Origin of the sequence: Amycolatopsis thailandensis (assembly GCF_002234405.1) — a bacterium.
Classification (GTDB): domain Bacteria; phylum Actinomycetota; class Actinomycetes; order Mycobacteriales; family Pseudonocardiaceae; genus Amycolatopsis; species Amycolatopsis thailandensis.
Map to the genome: position 1 here is coordinate 41,505 of NZ_NMQT01000025.1, position 18,673 is coordinate 60,177.

Here is an 18,673-nt window from a genome sequence, read left to right on the forward strand (position 1 = left end):
GTGCGACCAGGAGAGATCATCACCGGCGACGGGCCGGTCGAACTGAACCCCGGCAGGCCGCGGGTCCGGCTGCTCGTGCGGAACCTCGGCGACCGGCCCGTGCAGGTCGGCTCGCACTACCATTTCGCGGCGGTCAATCCCGGACTCGAATTCGACCGGGGGGCCGCGCGAGGGCATCGGCTCGACGTGCCCGCGGGAACTTCGGTGCGTTTCGAACCGGGCGTCGAACGCGAAGTCGACCTCGTCCCGCTGGCCGGGGACCGCGCGGTGCCCGGATTGCGCAAGGAGTCCTGATGCCGTCGATCGATCGCGAGCGCTACGCCGAACTCTTCGGCCCGACCACCGGCGACAAAATCCGTCTCGCGGACACGGATCTGCTCATCGAGGTCACCGAGGACCGCAGTATGGGCCCGTCCGGCAGCGGCGACGAGGTGCTGTTCGGCGGCGGCAAGGTGATCCGCGAATCCATGGGCCAGGGGATGGCGACCCGGGCCGAGGGCGCGCCGGACCTGATCATCACCGGCGCGGTGATCCTGGACCACTGGGGGATCGTCAAGGCCGACGTCGGCGTCCGGGACGGCCGGATCGTCGGCATCGGCAAGGCAGGCAACCCGGACACGATGGACGGGGTGGATCCGGCGCTGGTCGTCGGCCCGTCCACGGAGGTGCTGTCCGGCAACGGGAAGATCCTGACCGCGGGCGGGATCGACTGCCACGTCCACTTCATCTGCCCACAGCTGACCGACACCGCTCTCGCGTCCGGGCTCACCACGCTGGTCGGCGGCGGGACCGGGCCGGTCGAGGGCAGCAAGGCCACCACCGTCACGCCCGGTGCGTGGAACCTCGGCCGGATGCTGCGGGCGATGGACGGCCAGCCGGTCAACGTCCTGTTGCTGGGCAAGGGGAACACCGTCCGGCACGAGGCACTGCGCGAACAGCTCGCCGCCGGCGCGGGCGGGTTCAAACTGCACGAGGACTGGGGCAGCACCCCCGCCGCGATCGACGCCTGCCTCACCGTCGCCGACGAATCCGGCGTCCAGGTGGCGATCCACACCGACACGCTGAACGAGGCAGGCTTCCTGGAGTCCACTGTGGACGCCATCGGCGGCCGGTCGATCAACGCGTACCACACCGAAGGCGCGGGCGGCGGGCACGCGCCGGACATCATCCAGGTCGCCGGGCTGCCCAACATCCTGCCGTCGTCGACGAATCCGACGCGCCCGCACACCGCGAACACCCTCGACGAGCATCTCGACATGCTCGTCGTCTGCCATCACCTGAACCCGTCCGTACCCGAGGACCTGGCGTTCGCCGAAAGCCGGATCCGGCCGACGACCATCGCGGCCGAGGACGTCCTGCACGACCTCGGCGCGATTTCGATGATGAGCTCGGATTCGCAGGCGATGGGCCGGATCGGCGAGGTGATCATCCGGACCTGGCAGACCGCGCACGTGATGAAACGGCGGCGCGGCGCATTGCCGGGCGACGGTGCCGCCGACAACCTGCGGGCTCGTCGCTATGTCGCCAAATACACCATCAACCCCGCGATCGCGCACGGCATGGACCGCGAGATCGGCTCGGTGGAGGTCGGGAAACTCGCGGATCTCGTGCTGTGGGAACCGAAGTTCTTCGGCGTCCGGCCGCATGTCGTGCTCAAAGGCGGATTCCCCGCGTGGGCGGCGATGGGCGACGCGAACGCGTCCATCCCGACGCCGCAACCGGTGCTGGCGCGGCCGATGTTCGGTGCGGACCCGGGGGTCGCGGCCGCGAGCAGCTTCCATTTCGTCGCGCCGGAAGCGCTGGAAAACGGGGTGGCGGAACGGTTCGGCATCGCGCGGAAACTCGTGCCGATCGCGAACACCCGCTCGCGCGGCAAGGCGGACATGGTGCTCAACGACGCCACACCGGACATCCGGGTGGAGCCGGACAGTTTCGCCGTGCACGTCGACGGCGAGCTCATCGAACCGAAACCGGTGACCGAACTGCCCATGGCGCAAAGGTACTTTTTGTTTTGATGGACCTCTCCGCGCTCATCCTCGCCGACTCCCGCTTCCCCGGGGGCGGGCACGTCCATTCCGGCGGGCTCGAAGAAGCCGTCACCCGGAAGCTGATCACGCACGAACGCGACCTGCCGGGGTTCCTCTCCGGCCGCCTGCGCACGGCGGGTGCGCTGGCCGCCGTGTTCGCCGCCGCGTCGGCGCACGCTGCCGCGCGAAACGTCCGAAGTGGACATTGGCGACGGCTCGACCTCGAACTCGACGCCAGAACGCCGTCGCTCGCGCAGCGGGAGGCGTCCCGTGCGCAGGGGCGGGGAACGGCGAGGGCGGGCAAGGCGGCGTGGCCGTCGCCGGTGCTTTCCCGGCTGCTGGAGGAAACCCCGCGACCGCACCATCCGGTGATCGTCGGTGCGCTGATCGGGGTGCCCTTCGACGCGGCGATGGCGGTCGCGTACCTCGCGATCAGCGGTCCGGCGAGCGCGGCGGTGCGGCTGCTCGGGCTCGATCCGTTCGCCGTCAACGCCGTCGTGGCCCGGCTTTCGCACGAGGTCCGGGACGTCTCCTCGCGCGCGGCCGAGGTCGCGGGGGACGACCCGGCGGAACTCCCGGCGCCGGGGTCTCCGGCGCTCGATCTGTTCGCCGAGGCACACGCCCGGCACCACAAGGAAGAGGTGCGTCTCTTTGCCAGCTGAGCATGGTCATGGACACGGTCACGTCCACCCGGTCAACTTCGACCCGACCGCCGCGGAGCCCGATCACTACGACCCGGCGCCGACCGCGGGCCGCGCGTACCGGATCGGCATCGGCGGGCCGGTGGGCAGCGGGAAGACCGCGCTCACCGCGGCGCTGTGCCGGGCGCTCGGCGACGAGGTGAACCTCGCCGTCGTCACCAACGACATCTACACCACCGAGGACGCCGATTTCCTGCGCAAGGCCGGGGTGCTCGACCCGGAGCGGATCGAGGCCGTGCAGACCGGCGCGTGCCCGCACACCGCGATCCGCGACGACATCACCGCGAACCTCGACGCCGTCGAACGGCTGGAGGAGCGGTTCCCCGGGCTGGATCTGGTGATCATCGAAAGCGGCGGGGACAACCTCACCGCGGTGTTCAGCCGGGGGCTCGCCGACAGTCAGGTCTTCGTGGTCGACGTCGCGGGCGGCGACAAGGTGCCGCGCAAGGGCGGGCCGGGCGTGACGACGGCGGATCTGCTGGTGATCAACAAGATCGACATCGCGCATCTGGTCGGCGCGGACATGGACGTGATGACCTCGGACGCGCACCGGATGCGAGGCGAACTCCCCGTGATCACGCAGTCCCTTGTGGACACTCCGAACGCGCCCGCGGTCGCGGACTGGGTGCGCTCGCTGCTCCCGGTCAACGCGGGGTGAAGGCGCACGCGCGGCTGACCGCCTGCTTCGAGGGCGGCCGGACCGTTCTGCGTGAGCTGCGCTCGATGGCGCCGCTCACACTGCTCCCCAAGCGGGGCACCGGTGCGTCGGCGGTGGTGCACCTGGTCAACTCGGCGACCTCGCCGTTGGGTGGCGACGAGCTGAAGCTGACCATCCGCGTCGGCCCCGGTGCTTCGCTGCGGATTTCCGGTGTCGCGGCGACCATCGCGCTCCCCGGGTTGCACGGTGAGGGCAGCTCGTCCCTTGTGGACGTCGTCGTGGAGGCGGGTGGCTCGCTGGAGTATCTGCCGGAGCCGACCGTCGTGACCGCCCGGGCCCGGCACTCTGCTGTGCTTCGGGCCGCTTTGGCGGAGGATGCCTGTCTGCACACGCGGGAGGTGCTCGTACTCGGCCGGGCGGGTGAGCAGCCCGGGTCTCTGGTGACCACGCAGCACGTGACGCGGGGTGAAGTACCGGTACTTCGGCAGACGCTGGAGATCGGGGACTCCATTTTGGACTCCAGTCTGGCGCATCTGGCCGGACGGCGGGTGCTGGCGACCGATCTGGTCGTCGGTGGCCCTTCGGTTCCTGAAGCTTGCGGCGACTGGTGGTCTCGCACCTCGCTTGCCGCCGGAGGGATACTCACGACGTCGTTGGCGCCGGATGCCGTGACCGCGCTCCGGGTTTTCGACGGCGCCCAGGTGTCATGAGGGGTCCCCTTAAGACAAAATTCGTCTTAAGGGGACCCCTCATGACACGCTCACGGACCGACTCCCCGTCAGAACTTGGTGCCCAGCCAGGTCATCGCGACCGGGCCGCCCGCCGAGACGCCGCCGATGTGTTCCAGCAGCGGGAACTCCTGCCAGGTGACGTCGGCACCGAGGGCGCGGTAGCGGTCGCGCAGGCCTTTGCCGACCGACAGCGGGATCAGTTCGTCCAGTGACGCGTGGTAGAGGTAGACCGGCGCGCCCGGTTTGGTCTTACCCGCCAGGTTCTCGCCGAGGCGGGCCTGCCAGCGCGGGTCCGAGGAAACGTTCGGCACGGTCGTGAAGTCGTTGAGACGCGCGAAAGGCGCCGCCGCGCCGAGTTCGACGGTGCAGGCTTCCTTGACCTTCGCGACGGCCTTCTCGCCCTTCGCGTTGAGCACGTTGTCGAACGGCAGTTCCGGGTACGCGGCCGCGTAGCCGACAGCCGCGCCGAGCACGAGACCGAACGCCGGTCCGCCGTCGTTGAACTTCAGGACCGCGTTCAGATCCGCCGGGACACCGCCTTCCGCGACGCCGACCAGGTTGACGTCGGGAGCGTAGGACGGTTGCAGTTCGCCGGCGAACGCCGCGGCCTGACCTCCTTGTGAGTAGCCGAAAACGCCGACCGGGCCGGTCTTCGACAGTCCCGCTTCGGGGACCCGGGCGGCGGCGCGGGCGGCGTCGAGGACGGCCCGGCCTTCCGACTGACCGACGGCGTAGGTGTGCGTGCCCGAGGTGCCGAGGCCTTCGTAGTCGGTCACGACGACCGCCCAGCCGCGCGAAAGCGCTTGGCTCATCAGGAGGACTTCGTTCTCGGACCCGTTCGTCAGCCGCTTCGACGGCGCGCACCGGTCGCCGAGGCCGTGGGTGCCGACGGCGTAGCTGATCAGCGGGCGCGGCCCTTTCGTCCACGGGGTGGGCGGCACCAGCAGGATGCCCGACACCGTGTTCGGCTTCCCTGTCGCCGAGGTCGAGCGGTAGTTGAGTTTCCAGGCCTTCGCCGGAGCGGTGGCGACGACCGGTTTGTAGTCGACTAGGTCCCCTGGCGCGCTTGGCGCGGCTTGCGCGGCGGGCGCGCCGATGAGGGTGGCTGCGAGGGCTGAGACCAGAACTGTCCGAAGCGTCATTGCCGTCTCCAGTTTGGTAATCGAGATTTTCGCAATGTAGGCGGTGTTGGTAGCATCTGGCAATCCCTGTTACCGAATCGGGGGAGGACGAGTGGCCCGCACGTACGGCGGGGTCGCACCGGAGCAGCGGCGCGCCGAACGGCGTGAGCGCCTGCTCGTGGCGGCCCTGGACCTGTTCACCTCGACGGGCTACCGCCAGGCGAAGATCACCGAGTTGTGTACCCGGGCAGGCGTCTCCACGCGGAACTTCTACGAGGAGTTCGAGAGCAAGGAGAAGGTGCTGCTGACCCTGCACGAGCGCATCAACGCCCTCGCGCTGGAGCACGTCACCGGCACGCTGGAACGGCTGGAGGACGCCGACGCGGTCACCCGGATCGGGACGCTACTGGACGTCTTCGTCGGCACCGTCACCTCGGATCCGCGGATGCCGCGGCTGAACTACGTCGAAGCGGTCGGTGTCAGCGCCGCTTTGGAGGCGCAGCACCAGGAATGGGTCGACCGGTGGGCCGCGTTCATCGAAGCCGAGGCCCGGCACGCCGCCGCGCACGGCGTGGCGCCGGATCGCGACTACCACCTGACGGCGATCGCGCTCGTCGGCGCGGCGACCGGGCTGCTGCGCGAGTGGCAGGCGCATACTCCGCCGTTGCCGGTCGCCGACGTCGCCGCCGAGCTCCGGGCCCTGATGCTGGCCGCGATCACCCGCCCGGCCTGACCCCGCGTTTCGTCCTCTGAATGCGGTAGATGCACGCGCAAGTACCGCATCCAGAGGACGAAATGCGTCAGGAGGCGGCGGAGGCCCGCCGGAAGGTGTTGTGCAGCACCGCGAGCAGCGCGTCCCGCACCGAAAGCCGAGCTCGTGCGTCGAAGGTGATCAGCGGGACGTCCTCGCTCACCGCGAGCGCCCAGCGCACGTCTTCGAGATCGTGTTTGAGGGAGCCGTCGAAGACGTTCACCCCGACCACGAACGGCAGCCCGGCCTTCTCGAAGTAGTCGACCGCCGGGTAGCAGTCGTCGAGGCGCCGGGTGTCGACGATGACGAGCGCGCCCAGCGCCCCGAGCACGAGGTCGTGCCACATGAACCCGAACCGGTCCTGCCCCGGGGTGCCGAAGAGGTACAGCTTCACCTCTTCGTCGATGGTGATGCAGCCGAAGTCCAGCGCCACCGTGGTGGTGGTCTTCGACGGCACCTCCCCGCCCGGGCCGTCGACGGCCGCGCCCGCCGAGGTCATGGCTGCCTCGGTGGTCAGCGGTTTGATCTCCGAGATCGCGCCGACGGTGGTGGTCTTGCCGACCCCGAACCCGCCCGCGATGACGATCTTGACCGGTGTCGGCGGCCTGGCCGACACCGGTTCAGCGAATTGCTTCGAGTCCACGAATGACCCTTTCGATCATGCCGAGGTCCTGGGTGAAAGCTCCGGCAGGGCGGCGCAGCACGACGTAGCCGAGCGCGGCGAGATCCGCCACGAGCACCCTGGCCACGCCGATGTGCAGGCCGAGCATCGCGGCCACTTCGGCGACGGATTTCGTTTCCCGGCAAAGGGAAACGATCTCCCGTCGTTCGAAGGTCAGCCTCGCCTGTGACGCCGCTCCGAGCCTGCTCGTGAGCACCTGTGCCTCGATTTCGAGCGTGCCGTCCACCGGCTGCGCGCGGCCGGCGGTGAGCAGATACGGGCGCAGCGGTGAGATGCCCTGTTCGGCGCCTCTCGGCTGAGGTACCTGATCGTCGCTCATTCCCTTGTCCCCTCGTCAGTTAGCTGCCGACGCTCTTCTTGAGTTCCTCGATCAGCGCGGGGGTGAGCACCTCGGTGGCCCGGTTGGCGAACATCGCCATCTCGTAGGCGATCGTGCCGAGGCTGGCCTGCTTGGTGGCGAGCACGCCGAGCGAACAACCGATGCTGATCGTGCAGACCAGCAGGTAGCCCTGCTCCAGTTCGATGATGATCTTGTCGGGCGACCCGAGCGGGTGGCTCTCGGAGACGCCGTGCGCCAGTCCGAGCATCGCCGAGCAGATCGCGGCCAGCCGGTCGGCGTTGGCGCGTTCCAGTTCGGACGACATCGCGATCAGCAGGCCGTCGGCCGAGACGGCGATCGCGCCCATCGCGCTCGCCGTGTTCTGTGCGAAGCGCGTCACCAACCAGTTGAAGTTCCGGGCTTCGACGCTGACTCCGGTCGTCATCTCTTGCTCTTCTCTCTCTGTTCCATCTCCGGGTTGACGGCTTTCTCCAACCCGTCACTGAAGGCGTCGAACGCGGCACGCTCGGCCTCGGGGTCACGCATGCCCTTGGGCTTGGTGGTGTTCAGCGCCGCCCGCGCGGTCTGGTGTCGCGCGGCCGGCCCTTTCGCCAGTCCCGGCGCCAACTGGGCGCCGGGGACCCGCCGGGTGAGACCGCCGCGCGAGGCGGCGGGCACCGGTGTCGGGGTCGGCATCGGCATCGGGTTGCCCGCCGGCGGGCTCACCGGGGGCGGAGGTGCTTGCGGCGGTACCGGATCTTGAGGGGATCCTGTGGTGGCCTTCGCGAGTCCGGCCTCGAACCCGTCGAAGGCCGCTTTGGCCGCTTCTGGATCATGCCTGGACTTCTGCCGCGACGGCGCGTCGGGGGCACCGGGAAGCTGAGCGCCCTTGACCCGCCGCCGCAGACCGCCGCGGGTCTCCCCGGAGTCGGCGGTCAGCGTCGGCTTGGGCGCCTCGAACGCGGGCAGGGACACGGGCGGTGACACGGGAAGCGGTGCGGGTTCCGGCATCGGCTCCGCGATCTCGCCGTCGGTCTTGCGGAACCAGCGGAAGTCCCGGGGTGGCAGACCGTCGCGCGGGATCATCCCGGCGATCGCCAGTGTCGGCGGCTCGTGCGCGGGCGCCTTCTCCCGAGGCTGGGCCCGGGGTGGCTGCGGGGCGGGTTCGTCGCCCGGTTCCACCGTCGGCCACGCCGGCGGCGCCGGGACCGACTTCGGCACCGGCGCCCGGTAGGTCAGCAGATCCGACGGGACGATGATGCGCGCGGTGATGCCCTCGCCCGGCTCGGTTTCGGTCAGCTCGACCTTGAGCCCGTGCCGCCGCGCGAGCCGTCCGACCACGAACAGCCCGAGCACACTGGTCGGCGCCAGTTCGAGCCGCTCGCGTTCGACCAGCCGCCGGTTCTCCTCGGCCAGCCGTTCGGCGGTCATGCCGATGCCCTGGTCCACGATCACGATCAGGCACGAGCCGTCGGGCAGGATCTTCGTTCCGACGTCCACAAAGGACTCCGGCGGCGAGAACGACGTCGCGTTCTCCAGCAGCTCGGCGAAGATCAGCACGAGATCCGAACCGAACGGCGACGACAGCAGGAGGTCGCCCATCGAACCGAGCCGGACCCGCTGGTAGTCCTCGATCTCCGCGAGCGCTGAGCGCAACGCCGTCGAAAGCTCGATCGGCCCGGAAATCCTTGCCTCGTCGCGGTTTCCCGAAACGACGAGGAGGTTGTCCGCGTTCCGGCGCAACCGGGTGGAGAGGTGGTCGAGCCGGTAGAGGCTCGCCAGCAGCGCGACGTCCTGTTCGTTGCGCTCCAGTTCGTCGACCAGCGCCAGCTGCCTGCCCACCAGGTTCTGCGTCCGCTTCGCGACGTTGGCGAACATGAGGCCGACGTTGCGCCGCGTGACGGCCTGCCGTTCCACCAGTTCGGCCGCGGTCGCCTGGACCCGGTTGAACGCTTCGGCCAGCTTGCCGAGTTCGTCCTGGGAGGACACGTCGATCGTGGCGAGCCGCGGCGCGAGTTCTTCCGCCTGCTCGGTGTCGGTGACGCGCACCAGTTCGGTGCTCGCGAGGTCGGCGACCGACGTCGCCGCCGTGGTCAGCTTCCGCAGCGGATCGGCGATCGACCGGCTGACCGCGATCGCGAGACCACCGACCAGCAGGAACAGCACACCGGCGCCGACACCGATCGTCCACGCCAGGTTCTGTGCGGCGTCCGCGCGCGCGGTCGCGGTGTCGGTGATGCCGGTGGTGACCGCGTCCTGGGCGAGCCGCCGCTGGTTGGACTGGGCGTCGACGGCGCCGAGGATGTCCGGCAGCAGGCTCTGCACGGCCTGCGAGCCGCGGGTTTCCGCGATCTTGCCTTCCAGCGCGTCGACCCGGCGGCCCGTCTCGCCCTGCTCGACCGCGACGACCTGGGTCGCCTGGGTGACGTCGGCCTGCTGCACGAACCGTTCGAGGAACAGCGACGACTGCTGTTTCGCGTCGTCCAGCACCGGCCGCCCGGAATCGGGGGTGACCAGCACGATGATCAACGCCATACCGCGCAACGAGTTCTCCTCGTTCGCGCGCAGCAGCGCGTCGAGCGCTGTCAGCTGACGGGTGCCCTCCGCGTCACTGGTCTGCTGCGGGACGAGACGGAGCGAGTTGATGACCGCGTCGATCACCGCGTGATACGTCCGCGCCACGCTGTCGAGCGAGGCGCCGCGCCGGAGCGCGTTCTCCCGGATCTCGTTCAGCGACCCGATCCGCACCAGCGCCGCCGCGAGCTCTTCCGGAGCGTCGGCGGGCAGCTGCGCGCGCACCTGGTTCACCGTGTCCGAGACGACGCCCTGCTGCTTCAGCATCGCCGAGCTGCTCGCCGACGACGACGCGATGTAGTGCGCCGTCAGCAGCCGCTCCCGTTGCAGTTCCCACGCCAGCGTGCCGAGGGCACGGGCCTGCGACGCGACGTCGGCGGTGGTGCGGGCGGACCGGGCGTCGTCGACTTCACCGGCGACGTAAGGCACCGACACCAGGACCACGGCGGTCAGCGGCAGCATCAGGAGCAGGTTGAGCTTGCCCCGGATGCCGAGTCTGCCGAGCAGTCCGGAACGCGGGGTGCGTTCCGGCCGGGTCTTCCCGTGCCTCATGGTCACCTTTCTTCTCGGCTCCGCCCGAGATGTCCGCGGTGCTGTTCCCGGACGAGATCTTCGATGGACGCGCGCAGCGCGACGAACTCCGGCGCGCGTTTGACCGCGAGCTCGCGGTCTTCGGGCAGGTCGACCACGATGTCGGCGGCCACCCGGCCCGGATCCGAGGCGAGCACCACGACGCGTCTTCCGAGGAACACGGCCTCTTCGACGTCGTGGGTCACCATCAGCACGGTGGTGCCGGTGTCGGTCCAGATCCGGCGGATCAGGACCTGCATGTCCTCTTTGGTCTGGACGTCCAGCGCGCCGAAAGGTTCGTCCAGCAGCAGGACGTCGGGCTCGCCCGCCAGCGCCCGCGCGATCGCGACGCGCTGCTTCTGCCCGCCGGAAAGCTGTTTGGGCAACGACTTCCGCAGCTGGGCGAGCCCGGTCTCTTCGAGATACCAGTCGACCCGGCGCGCGCGTTCGGCCTTGTCGAGGCTGAGCAGTTCGAGTCCGAACGCGACATTGCTCTCCACCGTGCGCCACGGGTACAGCGCGCCGTGCTGGAACACCAGGCCGCGATCCGGGCCGGGCCCGGTCACGGCGTCGCCGTCGAGGGTGATGAGACCTTCGGACGGCTCGGTCAGGCCGGCGATCAGCGAGAGCAGGGTCGACTTGCCGGACCCGCTCGCGCCGACCACGCAGACGAAGTCGCCGCGCGCGACGTCGAGGTCGATCCCGTCGAGCGCGCGGGTTGTCTTGCCGCGGACGGTGTAGTCCTTCGCGACGGCTTTCAGCTGGAGCGTCACGCCGCCCACCTCCCGACCCGGGCCCGCAGGAGCCGCAGCGCGATGTCGATGACCAGCCCGAGCAGGCCGATCACGATCAGCAGCGCGAAGATCCGGTCGGTCTGGGTGAACCGCTGCGCCCGCATGATCCGCAGGCCGAGTCCGGCGGTGGCGTTGATCAGTTCGGCGACCACCACGAAGTTCCACGCGGCGGCGGCGTTGACGCGGGTCGCGTCGATCATGCCGGGCAGCGCGTGCGGGACGATCACCTTGCGCAGGACCTCACCGCGTCGCGCGCCGAGCGTGTAGGACACGTCGATCAGCGAACGCGGCACCCCGCGCACGGCGTCGGCGGTCATCAGCGTGTTGAAGAAGACCGTGCCGAGGAACAGGACCGCGACCTTCGACGGCTCGCCGAGGCCGAGCCAGATCATCAGCAGCGGGATGAACGCGCTCGCCGGCAGGTACCGCAGCATCGCGATGACCGGTTCGAACAGCGCCAATCCCGCGTTGAACGTCCCCATCACGATGCCGAGCGGGACCGAGACGAGCACCGCGAGCCCGAAGCCGAGCAGCACCCGCTGGGTCGTGGCCCAGAGATCGCTGAACAGTTCGCCGGACTCGATCATCTTCAGCAGCGCGTCGAACACCGCGACCGGCGTCGGCAGGAACGTGGGCTTGATGGTGCCCAGTGCGTTCAGCGTCACCCAGATCAGCAGCGGGATCGCGAACGAGGCCACCGCCAGCGTCCACCGCCAGCGCGCGGGGATCGGTGTCCGGAGCGAGAACAGCGGGGACGCGTTCGGCTTGAGACCCGCCCGGCGGGGCAGCGGCGACCAGTCCGGTCGCGCGCCACCCCGGCGACGGTCTTCTTGCGCTTCGGCGAGCCGCTGCTCGTCGTCGAGACGCCGCGCTTCGGCCTCGTCAGCGGCGTCCGTCCGCTGAGAGGCGGGCTTCGCCGCGTCGGTGGTGCTCACTTCACCGCCTTGACGTACTGGTCGTCGAACAGCCCGTCGATGTCGGGCCGGTTCTGCGCGAGCCCGTTGGAGAGGATGAATTCGACGATCTTGCCCGCCTGGAAGTTGAGGTGGGCCGGGGTCACGCCGGGGGTGAAGGCGTCGAGGTTCTGCTGCTTGGTGAAGATCGTGGTGCCGGCGTCGTAGGTCTTGTACTCGTCGATCGACACGGCGCCGCGTTTGGCCATGATCTTCACGGCCTCGTCCCGGTTCTGCTTGATCCACTCGACCGTCTCGAACCAGGTGTTCACCAGCGCCTGGACCTCCTTTTTGCGCTCCTTCGACATCTGCTCGGAGACGACAAGGTGGTCGGGGATGGCACCGGGGAACTCGGCGGACGTCGCGATCGCGCGGCTGCCGGGGCGCTCCAGCGCCTTCGTGGTGAAGGGGGCGAAGGCGGCGACGGCGTCGACCTGCTCGCCGACGAACGCGGCCGCGGCGGCGTCGGTCAGCAGCGGGACCAGCTCGACGTCCTTTTCGGTCAGCTTCGCCTCCTGCAGCGCGAGCAGCAGGAGGTAGTGGTCGACGGTGCCCTGTTCGACGGCGATCTTCTTGCCCTTGAGGTCGGCGACGCCGGTGATCCCCTGGCGGGCGATGATCTTGTCGTTGCCGGTCGAGTTGTCGTTGACCAGGACGACCGACAGTTTCGCGCCACCGCTGACCGACGCGAGGGTGTCGTTCAGGGTCTGGCTGTTCGCGTCGATCGCGCCGGAGGAGAGCGCGTTGATGCTCTCGGTGTAGCTGTCGAACCACTTCAGGTCGACGGTCACGCCGTTCTTCTCGAAGAGGCCCTTCTCCTGGGCCACGGCCCACGGGAACCAGCCCGGCCAGGCGCTGTAACCGATGGTGACCTTGGTGCCGGAGGCCGCCGTGCTGTCGGAACATGCCGAAAGGGCGGTCACGCCCGCGAGCGAAATGGCGCACAACAACGCCGTCATGAGACGGCGGTAACGGGAAATCACAACGCACTCCTGGGGAAGGGGAGTAACTCGGGCGTGGAAAGTTCCGGCGGTTCGAGCGCAGGACTGATCGACCGGTGTCGGGCTCCTCGTGGAAGCCCGGCCGGCAATAGCGGATGGATCAGCCGCACACCCGGCAGTCCCATCCGAAACCTCTGAACACTCTGGATAGAGGTGATCACCCCGTTGCTCTCGGCGGCGATCCTATCGAGTGGCGCAAGGTCTACCTAGTGTGATCGTCAGCTCTTGCTCGATTTGCTGTCACATTCTGCTAAATCCGGCCGTTCGCCCCAAGGGGAAGAGTCTCGCCTGATGGGCAACCCCGGCCGGTCGAGGTACGTCGATCGGGTGGCGGGTGAAAACCTCGCCCGTCTTCCGGGAGGGAGCAGAGGATGAAATTTCGTTCGGCCGCGATGTGCGTCGCGGGGGCGGCGATCGTGTCCACCTTGGCCGGAGCGGGTCAGGCGAACGCGACCAGACCGTCCAGTCTGGTGTTGAGCCCTGGCGCCGTCGTCGCAGGTGGGACGGTCACCGCGGACATCTATTGCCTGCGCCCGTCCGGTGCGGGCGAGCTCGCGACGACGCTCGTCGCGGACGGTCTCGCCGCGCCGATTCCCTTGCGGGTGGTGGGAGACGGCGGCACCGGGGGCATCGGCGTCGCGCTCCGGGGCGACGGTCCAGTGGGGACGGTGCCCGGCCGGTACACGGCGTCGTACGACTGCTGGGGCTGGATTGTCCGCGCGGAGTTCACTGTCACGAACTGACAGCCGGACAGGAGAAGTGAAGGCCGGTTTCGGGACGAATTGCCGTCCCGGGCCGGTCTTCTGACACATCTTGCCCGGATGTGTCGCGGAGGTTTCCCGGCCGGGTAATTTCTGTCAATCGACAGAATTAACGGGACGGCGGACCGGTCGCCCGCGCGGGCCGGACTCGAATGGCCGGAAGAATTGTTCGCGGGCGCCGGAATGGTCGGCGAAGAAAAGAGAAGTGGGGGCCTTTTTCATTGGCGGACGATTCCTTGTCGATCTGCGCGGACCCGGTCTGTCCAGGCAATTCCCGCGCCGGATAAAGACGGGCCGGTCCGCCTCCGCGGCGGCGAGCGCGATTCCGCGGGTCGCCGGGGCGATTCGGAACAAAGCGGTGCGACGGGCGTCCCGTGCTGGATCGATCAGGACCGGGCAGGTAACCGGGAGGTAACGGCTTGCGGTCCAGCGGTTACGCACAGATGATCGGACGGGGGTGGCGGGTGTCACCGTTCAGTGGGTTTCGCCGCCGCGTCGGAGGCAATACCGTCGGCGGCGAAGCCGCAGTCACAGATGCCCCGACCGGGTACGGAGGTTTGGCGGATGATGCCGGAGATCAAGGAAGGCGCTGCCGACAACGGCGACGCCGTCGTTCGCCTGCCCGGGATGCGGGTGGCCTACGAAGGGGCCGCTTTCGACGAGTCCGCGCTGGCGGAGACCTGGACCACCCAGCTCCAGGACTGGCTGAACCAGGCCGTCTCCGCCGGGGTCGCCGAACCGAACGCGATGGTGCTCGCCACGGCCGACCCGGAGGGCAGGCCGTCCTCCAGGACCGTCCTGTGCAAGGGCCTCGACGAGCGCGGCGTCGTGTTCTACACGAACTACACGTCGACCAAGAGCCACGACCTCACCGCGACGCGCTACGCGTCGATCACCTTCCCCTGGTACGCCCTCCAGCGCCAGGTGCACGTGCGCGGCGAGGTGGAGAAGGTCAACGTCGCCGAGACCGCCGAGTACTGGGCCTCCCGGCCGCGGGGTTCACAGCTCGGAGCCTGGGCGTCGCCGCAGTCCCGCGTCGTCGACGGCCGCCGCGCCCTCGAGACCGCGCTGCACGGCATCGAGCGCCGCTTCGCCGACGTCGAGAACATCCCCTTCCCGCCGCACTGGGGCGGGTGGCGCATCCGGCCCGACGTCGTCGAGTTCTGGCAGGGCCGCGAGGACCGCATGCACGACAGGCTCCGCTACGTCCGCACCGACGACGGCTGGCAGGTAGAGCGCGTCGCGCCGTAATTTTGGCCGGCGCGCTTACGAAAAGCGCGCCGAAGGGGCGCCGGGCCGTACGCAACTCGCGTTGGGTGCGGAGGGCGCCCCTTCATCGCGTTTTCGTGGGCCTTCGGCCCAAAAGAGGGCGCGCGGCGGTGAAGTCTCCCGTCGCGCTGACGCGCTTCCGGGAGACGCGTGGGGTCACGGAGACTGGGGCGCGACAGCGTCGGGTCACCGGGCCTCGGTGCGGCTGACAGCCGTGGGCTGAAGGGGCCCTTTACCTCATGAGACGTGGTGAAGGGGACTTTCGCCGCATCTCATGAGGTGAAAGCGCCCTTCGCCGCGTCTGACGTGGGGAAAGTTCCCTTCGGGTGGTGGGTGACATAAATCGCGCGCGGTTGGTTAGTTAGCGCGGCTAAGCTGTCTGGTTGTGAGTGATGACGTGGGGGTTGAGCAGCGCAAAGGTGTCCGCAAGCTGTTCGGCTCGATCGTCGTGGACACCCGGCCGCTCAAGATCCCCGCGTTCCGCCGCCTCTGGCTGTCCACCGCGGTCACCGCCATCGGCAGCCAGCTCACCGCCGTCGCGGTCCCCAAACAGGTCTTCGACCTCACCGGCTCGTCGGCGTACGTCGGCCTGACCGGCCTCGTCGCGCTGATCCCCCTGCTCGTCTTCGGCCTCTGGGGCGGCGCCATCGCGGACGCCGTCGACCGCCGCAAGCTCCTGCTCGTCACCAACGTCGGGGTCACCGTCACTTCGGCGGTCCTGTGGCTTCAGGCGTTCGTGAACATCGGCTCCGTCTGGCTCGTCCTGGCCCTGCTCGCGGCCAACCAGGCGTTCTTCGCGGTCAACATGCCGACCCGCAGCGCCGTCGTCGCCCGGCTGGTGCCGGACAACCTGATCGCGCCCGCGACCGCGCTGAGCAGCACGATGGCCACCTTCGGGGCGGTCTTCGGCCCACTGCTCGCCGGGTCGCTGATCCCGATCCTCGGCCTCTCGACGCTGTACCTGATCGACGTCGTCGCGCTGACCCTGACCCTCATCGCCGTCTGGAAGCTGCCCCCGATCCCGCCGCTCGGCGAGATCGCGCGCCGCGCCGGGATCCGCGACATCATCGACGGCTTCAAATACCTGGCGACCCAGAAGATCCTGCTGGCGTCCTTCCTCGTCGACATCATCGCGATGGTCGCGGGCATGCCGCGGGCGCTGATCCCGGAGATGGCGGAACGCACCTTCGGCGACCCGCCCGGCGGCGGACCGGCGCTGGGCTGGCTGTACGCCGCGCTCCCGGCGGGCGCGATGCTGATCGGGCTCTTCTCCGGCTGGCTGACCAAGATCGGCAAACAAGGTGCCGGCGTGATCATCTCGGTCTGCGTCTGGGGCGCCGCCATCGTCGGCTTCGGACTCGCGAACTCGCTGTGGCTCGCGGTCTTCTTCATGGCGCTCGCCGGGGCCGCCGACATGGTCAGCGCGATCTACCGGATGTCGATCCTGCAGGTCGCCACCACCGACGAGATGCGCGGACGGCTCCAGGGCGTGTTCACCGTCGTCGTCGCGGGCGGTCCGCGGATCGCCGACCTCACCCACGGCTGGGCTGCCGCCGGTGTCGGCACCGCGGCCGCCGCCTCGGGCGGCGGGGTGCTGGTCATCGTGCTGGTCGTCGCCGCCGCGCTGCTGATCCCGTCCTTCTGGCGGTACCGGGCCCCGGTGGACTGATTCGCCGGGGCTATCGTCGGGCCCATGCGTATTTCACGAGCGATCGTCGGATTCGCCGCTGTCATCGCGACCCTTTCCGCCTGTTCTTCCGGGGACGGGAAGTCGGACAACGCGGCGAAGCCGTCGAGCCAGGCGCCCGCTCCGTCCTCCTCCGCCGCGCCGAGTTCTTCGGCCGCCCCCACCGGTGGCGCCGGTGCGAAGGAGCCGTGCGCGCTGCTCCCCGCCGAGGCCGTCTCGAAGGCGATCAACATCCAGGGCGTGACCTCGGCGCCGGGCCCGGTGCAGGACAACGCCGCCAACGGCGGCAAGGCCAAGAGCTGCGTCTACTCCGCCGCCGGCAAGCAGATCGGCGCGCTCGCCGTGACCCGCTTCGAAGGCAACAAGATCAAGTCCGCCGAGATGATCGCGGCGCTGAAGAAGGCGAAGGCGAACGCGAAGGACGTCCCGGGAGTCGGTGAGGGCGCCATCTACTACACCGACGAGAACAAGACCGCGACGCTGGCGGCCGCCGAACTCGTGAACAACGTCCCGGTGCTGGTCAACTACACCGGACCGGTGAAGATGACGCAGGAGATGATGGCACCGCTGGTGAAGACCGCGGTCGACGCGAACTGATACCCCGAATCGGTCTCCGTCAACCCGTGACGAAGAACTGACCAAATCGGACTGTCGGCCACAGACGTGATGCGGCACACTCTTGCCGCATGGCGGACACGACGACAACGGAACAGGCCGGCCCTGCCGGTCAGCCGAGCCTCAAACGGGTCATGGGTTCCAAGCTCCTGCTGTTCTTCGTGGTGGGGGACATCATCGGGACGGGCGTCTACGCGCTCACCGGGCAAGTGGCGGGACGGGTTGGCGGCGCGCTGTGGCTGCCGTTCCTGATCGCCTTCGTGGTCGCGATCATGACCGCGTTCAGCTACCTGGAACTGGTCGGGAAGTACCCGCAGGCGGCGGGGGCCGCGCTGTACACGCACAAGGCGTTCAAGATCCGCTTCCTCACCTTCATGGTGGCGTTCGCGGTGATGTGTTCGGGGATCACGTCGGCCTCGTCCGCGGCGAAGGCCTTCGGGGACACCTATCTCGCCGAGTTCATCACCGCGCCGATGCCACTGGTGGCGATCCTGTTCGTGATCGGGCTCGCGCTGATCAACTTCCGCGGGGTCTCCGAATCGGTGAAGACCAACGTGGTGCTGACCTGCATCGAGATCGGCGGTCTGCTGATCATCATCGGGGTCGGCGTCTGGGCGGTGCTCAACGGCAACGGGGACGCCTCGCGGCTGGTCGAGTTCGACACCGAGAACCAGACGATGCTGGTGGCGATCACCTCGGCGACGTCGCTGGCGTTCTTCGCGATGGTCGGTTTCGAGGACTCGGTCAACATGGCCGAGGAGTGCAAGGACCCGATCCGGATCTTCCCGAAGGCGATGCTGTGGGGCATGGTCATCGCCGCGACCATCTACATCCTGGTCTCCGTGACCTCTTCGCTGCTGGTGCCCGCCGACGAGCTGGAGGCAGCCAAGAGCAGCGCGCTGCTGAAGGTGCTCGACGTCGGGGCGCCCGGGTTCCCGCGCGAGGTCTTCTCCGCGATCGGTCTCTTCGCGGTCATCAACTCGGCGCTGATCAACATGCTGATGGCCAGCCGCCTGCTCTACGGCATGGCGAACCAGCGGATCATCCCGAAGCAGCTCGGCACCGTGCACCCGTTCCGCCGCAGCCCGTGGGTGGCGATCGTGTTCACCAGCGTCATCGCCATCGGTCTCGTGTCCTTTGTGGACATCAGCGTGCTCGGCGGTACGACGGCGTTGCTGCTGCTGGCCGTCTTCGCCATCGTCAACGTCGCCGTGCTGGTGCTGCGCAAGGAAAAGTCGGCGCACAAGCATTTCCGTGCGCCGACCATCGTCCCGGTGCTGGCCGCGATCTTCTGCGTCTACCTGGTGACCCCGTTGTCCGGGCGGCCCGCGCGTGACTACAAGGTCGCCGCGATCCTGCTCGGTGTCGGTGTCGTGCTGTGGGGGATCAACTGGCTCGTCATGCGGGCGACGCACAGCGAGGAGGACCGGCAGCCCATCGAGCCGCCGGTCGGCTGACC

The 18,673-nt window shown here is 68.9% G+C and carries 19 protein-coding genes; 11 read left to right on the forward strand and 8 right to left on the reverse strand.

Annotation, left to right across the window (positions count from 1 at the left end):
* From CFP71_RS08225 to CFP71_RS08245, 5 genes are read left to right on the forward strand one after another with little or no spacing between them, the layout of a single operon-like run.
* On the forward strand, positions 1–294 hold the full coding sequence (locus tag CFP71_RS08225) for an urease subunit beta (RefSeq protein ID WP_093933229.1): 294 nt from the start codon (positions 1–3) through the stop codon (positions 292–294).
* Entirely contained in the window at positions 294–2,015 is a 1,722-nt protein-coding gene (locus CFP71_RS08230; protein WP_093933230.1) for an urease subunit alpha, read from the forward strand. The genes CFP71_RS08225 and CFP71_RS08230 overlap by 1 nt, the downstream gene beginning before the upstream one ends.
* The gene (locus tag CFP71_RS08235) at positions 2,015–2,689 is read left to right on the forward strand and encodes an urease accessory protein UreF (RefSeq protein WP_093933231.1); all 675 of its coding nucleotides are present in this window, start codon (positions 2,015–2,017) and stop codon (positions 2,687–2,689) included. Before CFP71_RS08230 ends, CFP71_RS08235 begins: the two co-directional genes overlap by 1 nt.
* Entirely contained in the window at positions 2,679–3,386 is a 708-nt protein-coding gene (gene ureG / locus CFP71_RS08240; RefSeq protein WP_093933232.1) for an urease accessory protein UreG, read from the forward strand. The genes CFP71_RS08235 and ureG overlap by 11 nt, the downstream gene beginning before the upstream one ends.
* A complete protein-coding gene (locus CFP71_RS08245) occupies positions 3,383–4,096 on the forward strand; it encodes an urease accessory protein UreD (RefSeq protein ID WP_093933233.1) in 714 nt (237 codons plus the stop codon). Before ureG ends, CFP71_RS08245 begins: the two co-directional genes overlap by 4 nt.
* 68 nt (positions 4,097–4,164) lie before the next feature.
* On the opposite strand, the gene CFP71_RS08250 is transcribed toward CFP71_RS08245, so the two are convergent.
* Complete coding sequence (locus CFP71_RS08250) at positions 4,165–5,259, reverse strand: lipase family protein (RefSeq protein ID WP_093933234.1); 1,095 nt, start codon at positions 5,257–5,259, stop codon at positions 4,165–4,167.
* Positions 5,260–5,350: 91 nt separating this feature from the next.
* On the opposite strand from CFP71_RS08250, the gene CFP71_RS08255 reads away from it, so the two are divergent.
* Positions 5,351–5,971 carry a TetR/AcrR family transcriptional regulator gene (locus CFP71_RS08255; protein WP_093933235.1) on the forward strand — a complete coding sequence of 207 codons (621 nt, stop codon included), beginning with the start codon at positions 5,351–5,353 and terminating at the stop codon, positions 5,969–5,971.
* Between the two features lie 67 nt (positions 5,972–6,038).
* Here CFP71_RS08255 and CFP71_RS08260 read toward each other — a convergent pair whose 3' ends face one another.
* Genes CFP71_RS08260 through CFP71_RS08290 form a run of 7 tightly spaced genes read right to left on the reverse strand, consistent with a single transcriptional unit; the run spans position 6,039 to position 12,840 of the window.
* Positions 6,039–6,632, reverse strand: a complete 594-nt coding sequence (locus CFP71_RS08260; RefSeq protein ID WP_093933236.1) for a GTP-binding protein — start codon at positions 6,630–6,632, stop codon at positions 6,039–6,041.
* Complete coding sequence (locus CFP71_RS08265; RefSeq protein ID WP_005156033.1) at positions 6,610–6,990, reverse strand: DUF742 domain-containing protein; 381 nt, start codon at positions 6,988–6,990, stop codon at positions 6,610–6,612. Before CFP71_RS08265 ends, CFP71_RS08260 begins: the two co-directional genes overlap by 23 nt.
* A 19-nt stretch (positions 6,991–7,009) precedes the next feature.
* A complete protein-coding gene (locus tag CFP71_RS08270; protein WP_005156032.1) occupies positions 7,010–7,435 on the reverse strand; it encodes a roadblock/LC7 domain-containing protein in 426 nt (141 codons plus the stop codon).
* Positions 7,432–10,116 (reverse strand): sensor histidine kinase, encoded by a 2,685-nt coding sequence (locus CFP71_RS08275; protein WP_093933237.1) that lies wholly within the window; start codon positions 10,114–10,116, stop codon positions 7,432–7,434. The genes CFP71_RS08270 and CFP71_RS08275 overlap by 4 nt, the downstream gene beginning before the upstream one ends.
* Positions 10,117–10,118: 2 nt before the next feature.
* Positions 10,119–10,907 (reverse strand): ABC transporter ATP-binding protein, encoded by a 789-nt coding sequence (locus CFP71_RS08280; RefSeq protein ID WP_093933271.1) that lies wholly within the window; start codon positions 10,905–10,907, stop codon positions 10,119–10,121.
* Positions 10,904–11,863, reverse strand: a complete 960-nt coding sequence (locus CFP71_RS08285; protein WP_093933238.1) for an ABC transporter permease — start codon at positions 11,861–11,863, stop codon at positions 10,904–10,906. Before CFP71_RS08285 ends, CFP71_RS08280 begins: the two co-directional genes overlap by 4 nt.
* The gene (locus CFP71_RS08290; protein ID WP_093933239.1) at positions 11,860–12,840 is read right to left on the reverse strand and encodes an ABC transporter substrate-binding protein; all 981 of its coding nucleotides are present in this window, start codon (positions 12,838–12,840) and stop codon (positions 11,860–11,862) included. Before CFP71_RS08290 ends, CFP71_RS08285 begins: the two co-directional genes overlap by 4 nt.
* A 413-nt stretch (positions 12,841–13,253) precedes the next feature.
* Between CFP71_RS08290 and CFP71_RS08295 the strand changes: the two genes are divergently transcribed.
* The 5 genes from CFP71_RS08295 to CFP71_RS08315 all read left to right on the forward strand — a co-directional run bounded on the left by CFP71_RS08295 (position 13,254) and on the right by CFP71_RS08315 (position 18,671).
* Complete coding sequence (locus CFP71_RS08295) at positions 13,254–13,625, forward strand: hypothetical protein (RefSeq protein ID WP_093933240.1); 372 nt, start codon at positions 13,254–13,256, stop codon at positions 13,623–13,625.
* 582 nt (positions 13,626–14,207) lie between these two features.
* Complete coding sequence (pdxH, locus tag CFP71_RS08300) at positions 14,208–14,894, forward strand: pyridoxamine 5'-phosphate oxidase (protein ID WP_093933241.1); 687 nt, start codon at positions 14,208–14,210, stop codon at positions 14,892–14,894.
* 403 nt (positions 14,895–15,297) lie between these two features.
* Positions 15,298–16,581, forward strand: coding sequence for an MFS transporter (locus CFP71_RS08305; RefSeq protein WP_093933242.1), 1,284 nt, complete (start codon positions 15,298–15,300; stop codon positions 16,579–16,581).
* 24 nt (positions 16,582–16,605) lie between these two features.
* Entirely contained in the window at positions 16,606–17,196 is a 591-nt protein-coding gene (locus CFP71_RS08310; protein WP_093933243.1) for a DUF3558 family protein, read from the forward strand.
* Between the two features lie 89 nt (positions 17,197–17,285).
* Complete coding sequence (locus CFP71_RS08315; RefSeq protein ID WP_093933244.1) at positions 17,286–18,671, forward strand: APC family permease; 1,386 nt, start codon at positions 17,286–17,288, stop codon at positions 18,669–18,671.
* Positions 18,672–18,673: the final 2 nt, after the last annotated feature.

What these genes read in the sequence shown, in the direction of transcription:
- CFP71_RS08310 (WP_093933243.1), top strand. Translation starts at nt 16,606, where the DNA reads ATGCGTATTTCACGAGCGATCGTCGGATTCGCCGCTGTCATCGCGACC.
- pdxH (WP_093933241.1), top strand. Translation starts at nt 14,208, where the DNA reads ATGATGCCGGAGATCAAGGAAGGCGCTGCCGACAACGGCGACGCCGTC.
- CFP71_RS08290 (WP_093933239.1), bottom strand. Translation starts at nt 12,840, where the DNA reads ATGACGGCGTTGTTGTGCGCCATTTCGCTCGCGGGCGTGACCGCCCTT.
- CFP71_RS08230 (WP_093933230.1), top strand. Translation starts at nt 294, where the DNA reads ATGCCGTCGATCGATCGCGAGCGCTACGCCGAACTCTTCGGCCCGACC.
- CFP71_RS08275 (WP_093933237.1), bottom strand. Translation starts at nt 10,116, where the DNA reads ATGAGGCACGGGAAGACCCGGCCGGAACGCACCCCGCGTTCCGGACTG.
- CFP71_RS08315 (WP_093933244.1), top strand. Translation starts at nt 17,286, where the DNA reads ATGGCGGACACGACGACAACGGAACAGGCCGGCCCTGCCGGTCAGCCG.
- CFP71_RS08295 (WP_093933240.1), top strand. Translation starts at nt 13,254, where the DNA reads ATGAAATTTCGTTCGGCCGCGATGTGCGTCGCGGGGGCGGCGATCGTG.
- CFP71_RS08235 (WP_093933231.1), top strand. Translation starts at nt 2,015, where the DNA reads ATGGACCTCTCCGCGCTCATCCTCGCCGACTCCCGCTTCCCCGGGGGC.
- CFP71_RS08270 (WP_005156032.1), bottom strand. Translation starts at nt 7,435, where the DNA reads ATGACGACCGGAGTCAGCGTCGAAGCCCGGAACTTCAACTGGTTGGTG.
- CFP71_RS08250 (WP_093933234.1), bottom strand. Translation starts at nt 5,259, where the DNA reads ATGACGCTTCGGACAGTTCTGGTCTCAGCCCTCGCAGCCACCCTCATC.
- CFP71_RS08265 (WP_005156033.1), bottom strand. Translation starts at nt 6,990, where the DNA reads ATGAGCGACGATCAGGTACCTCAGCCGAGAGGCGCCGAACAGGGCATC.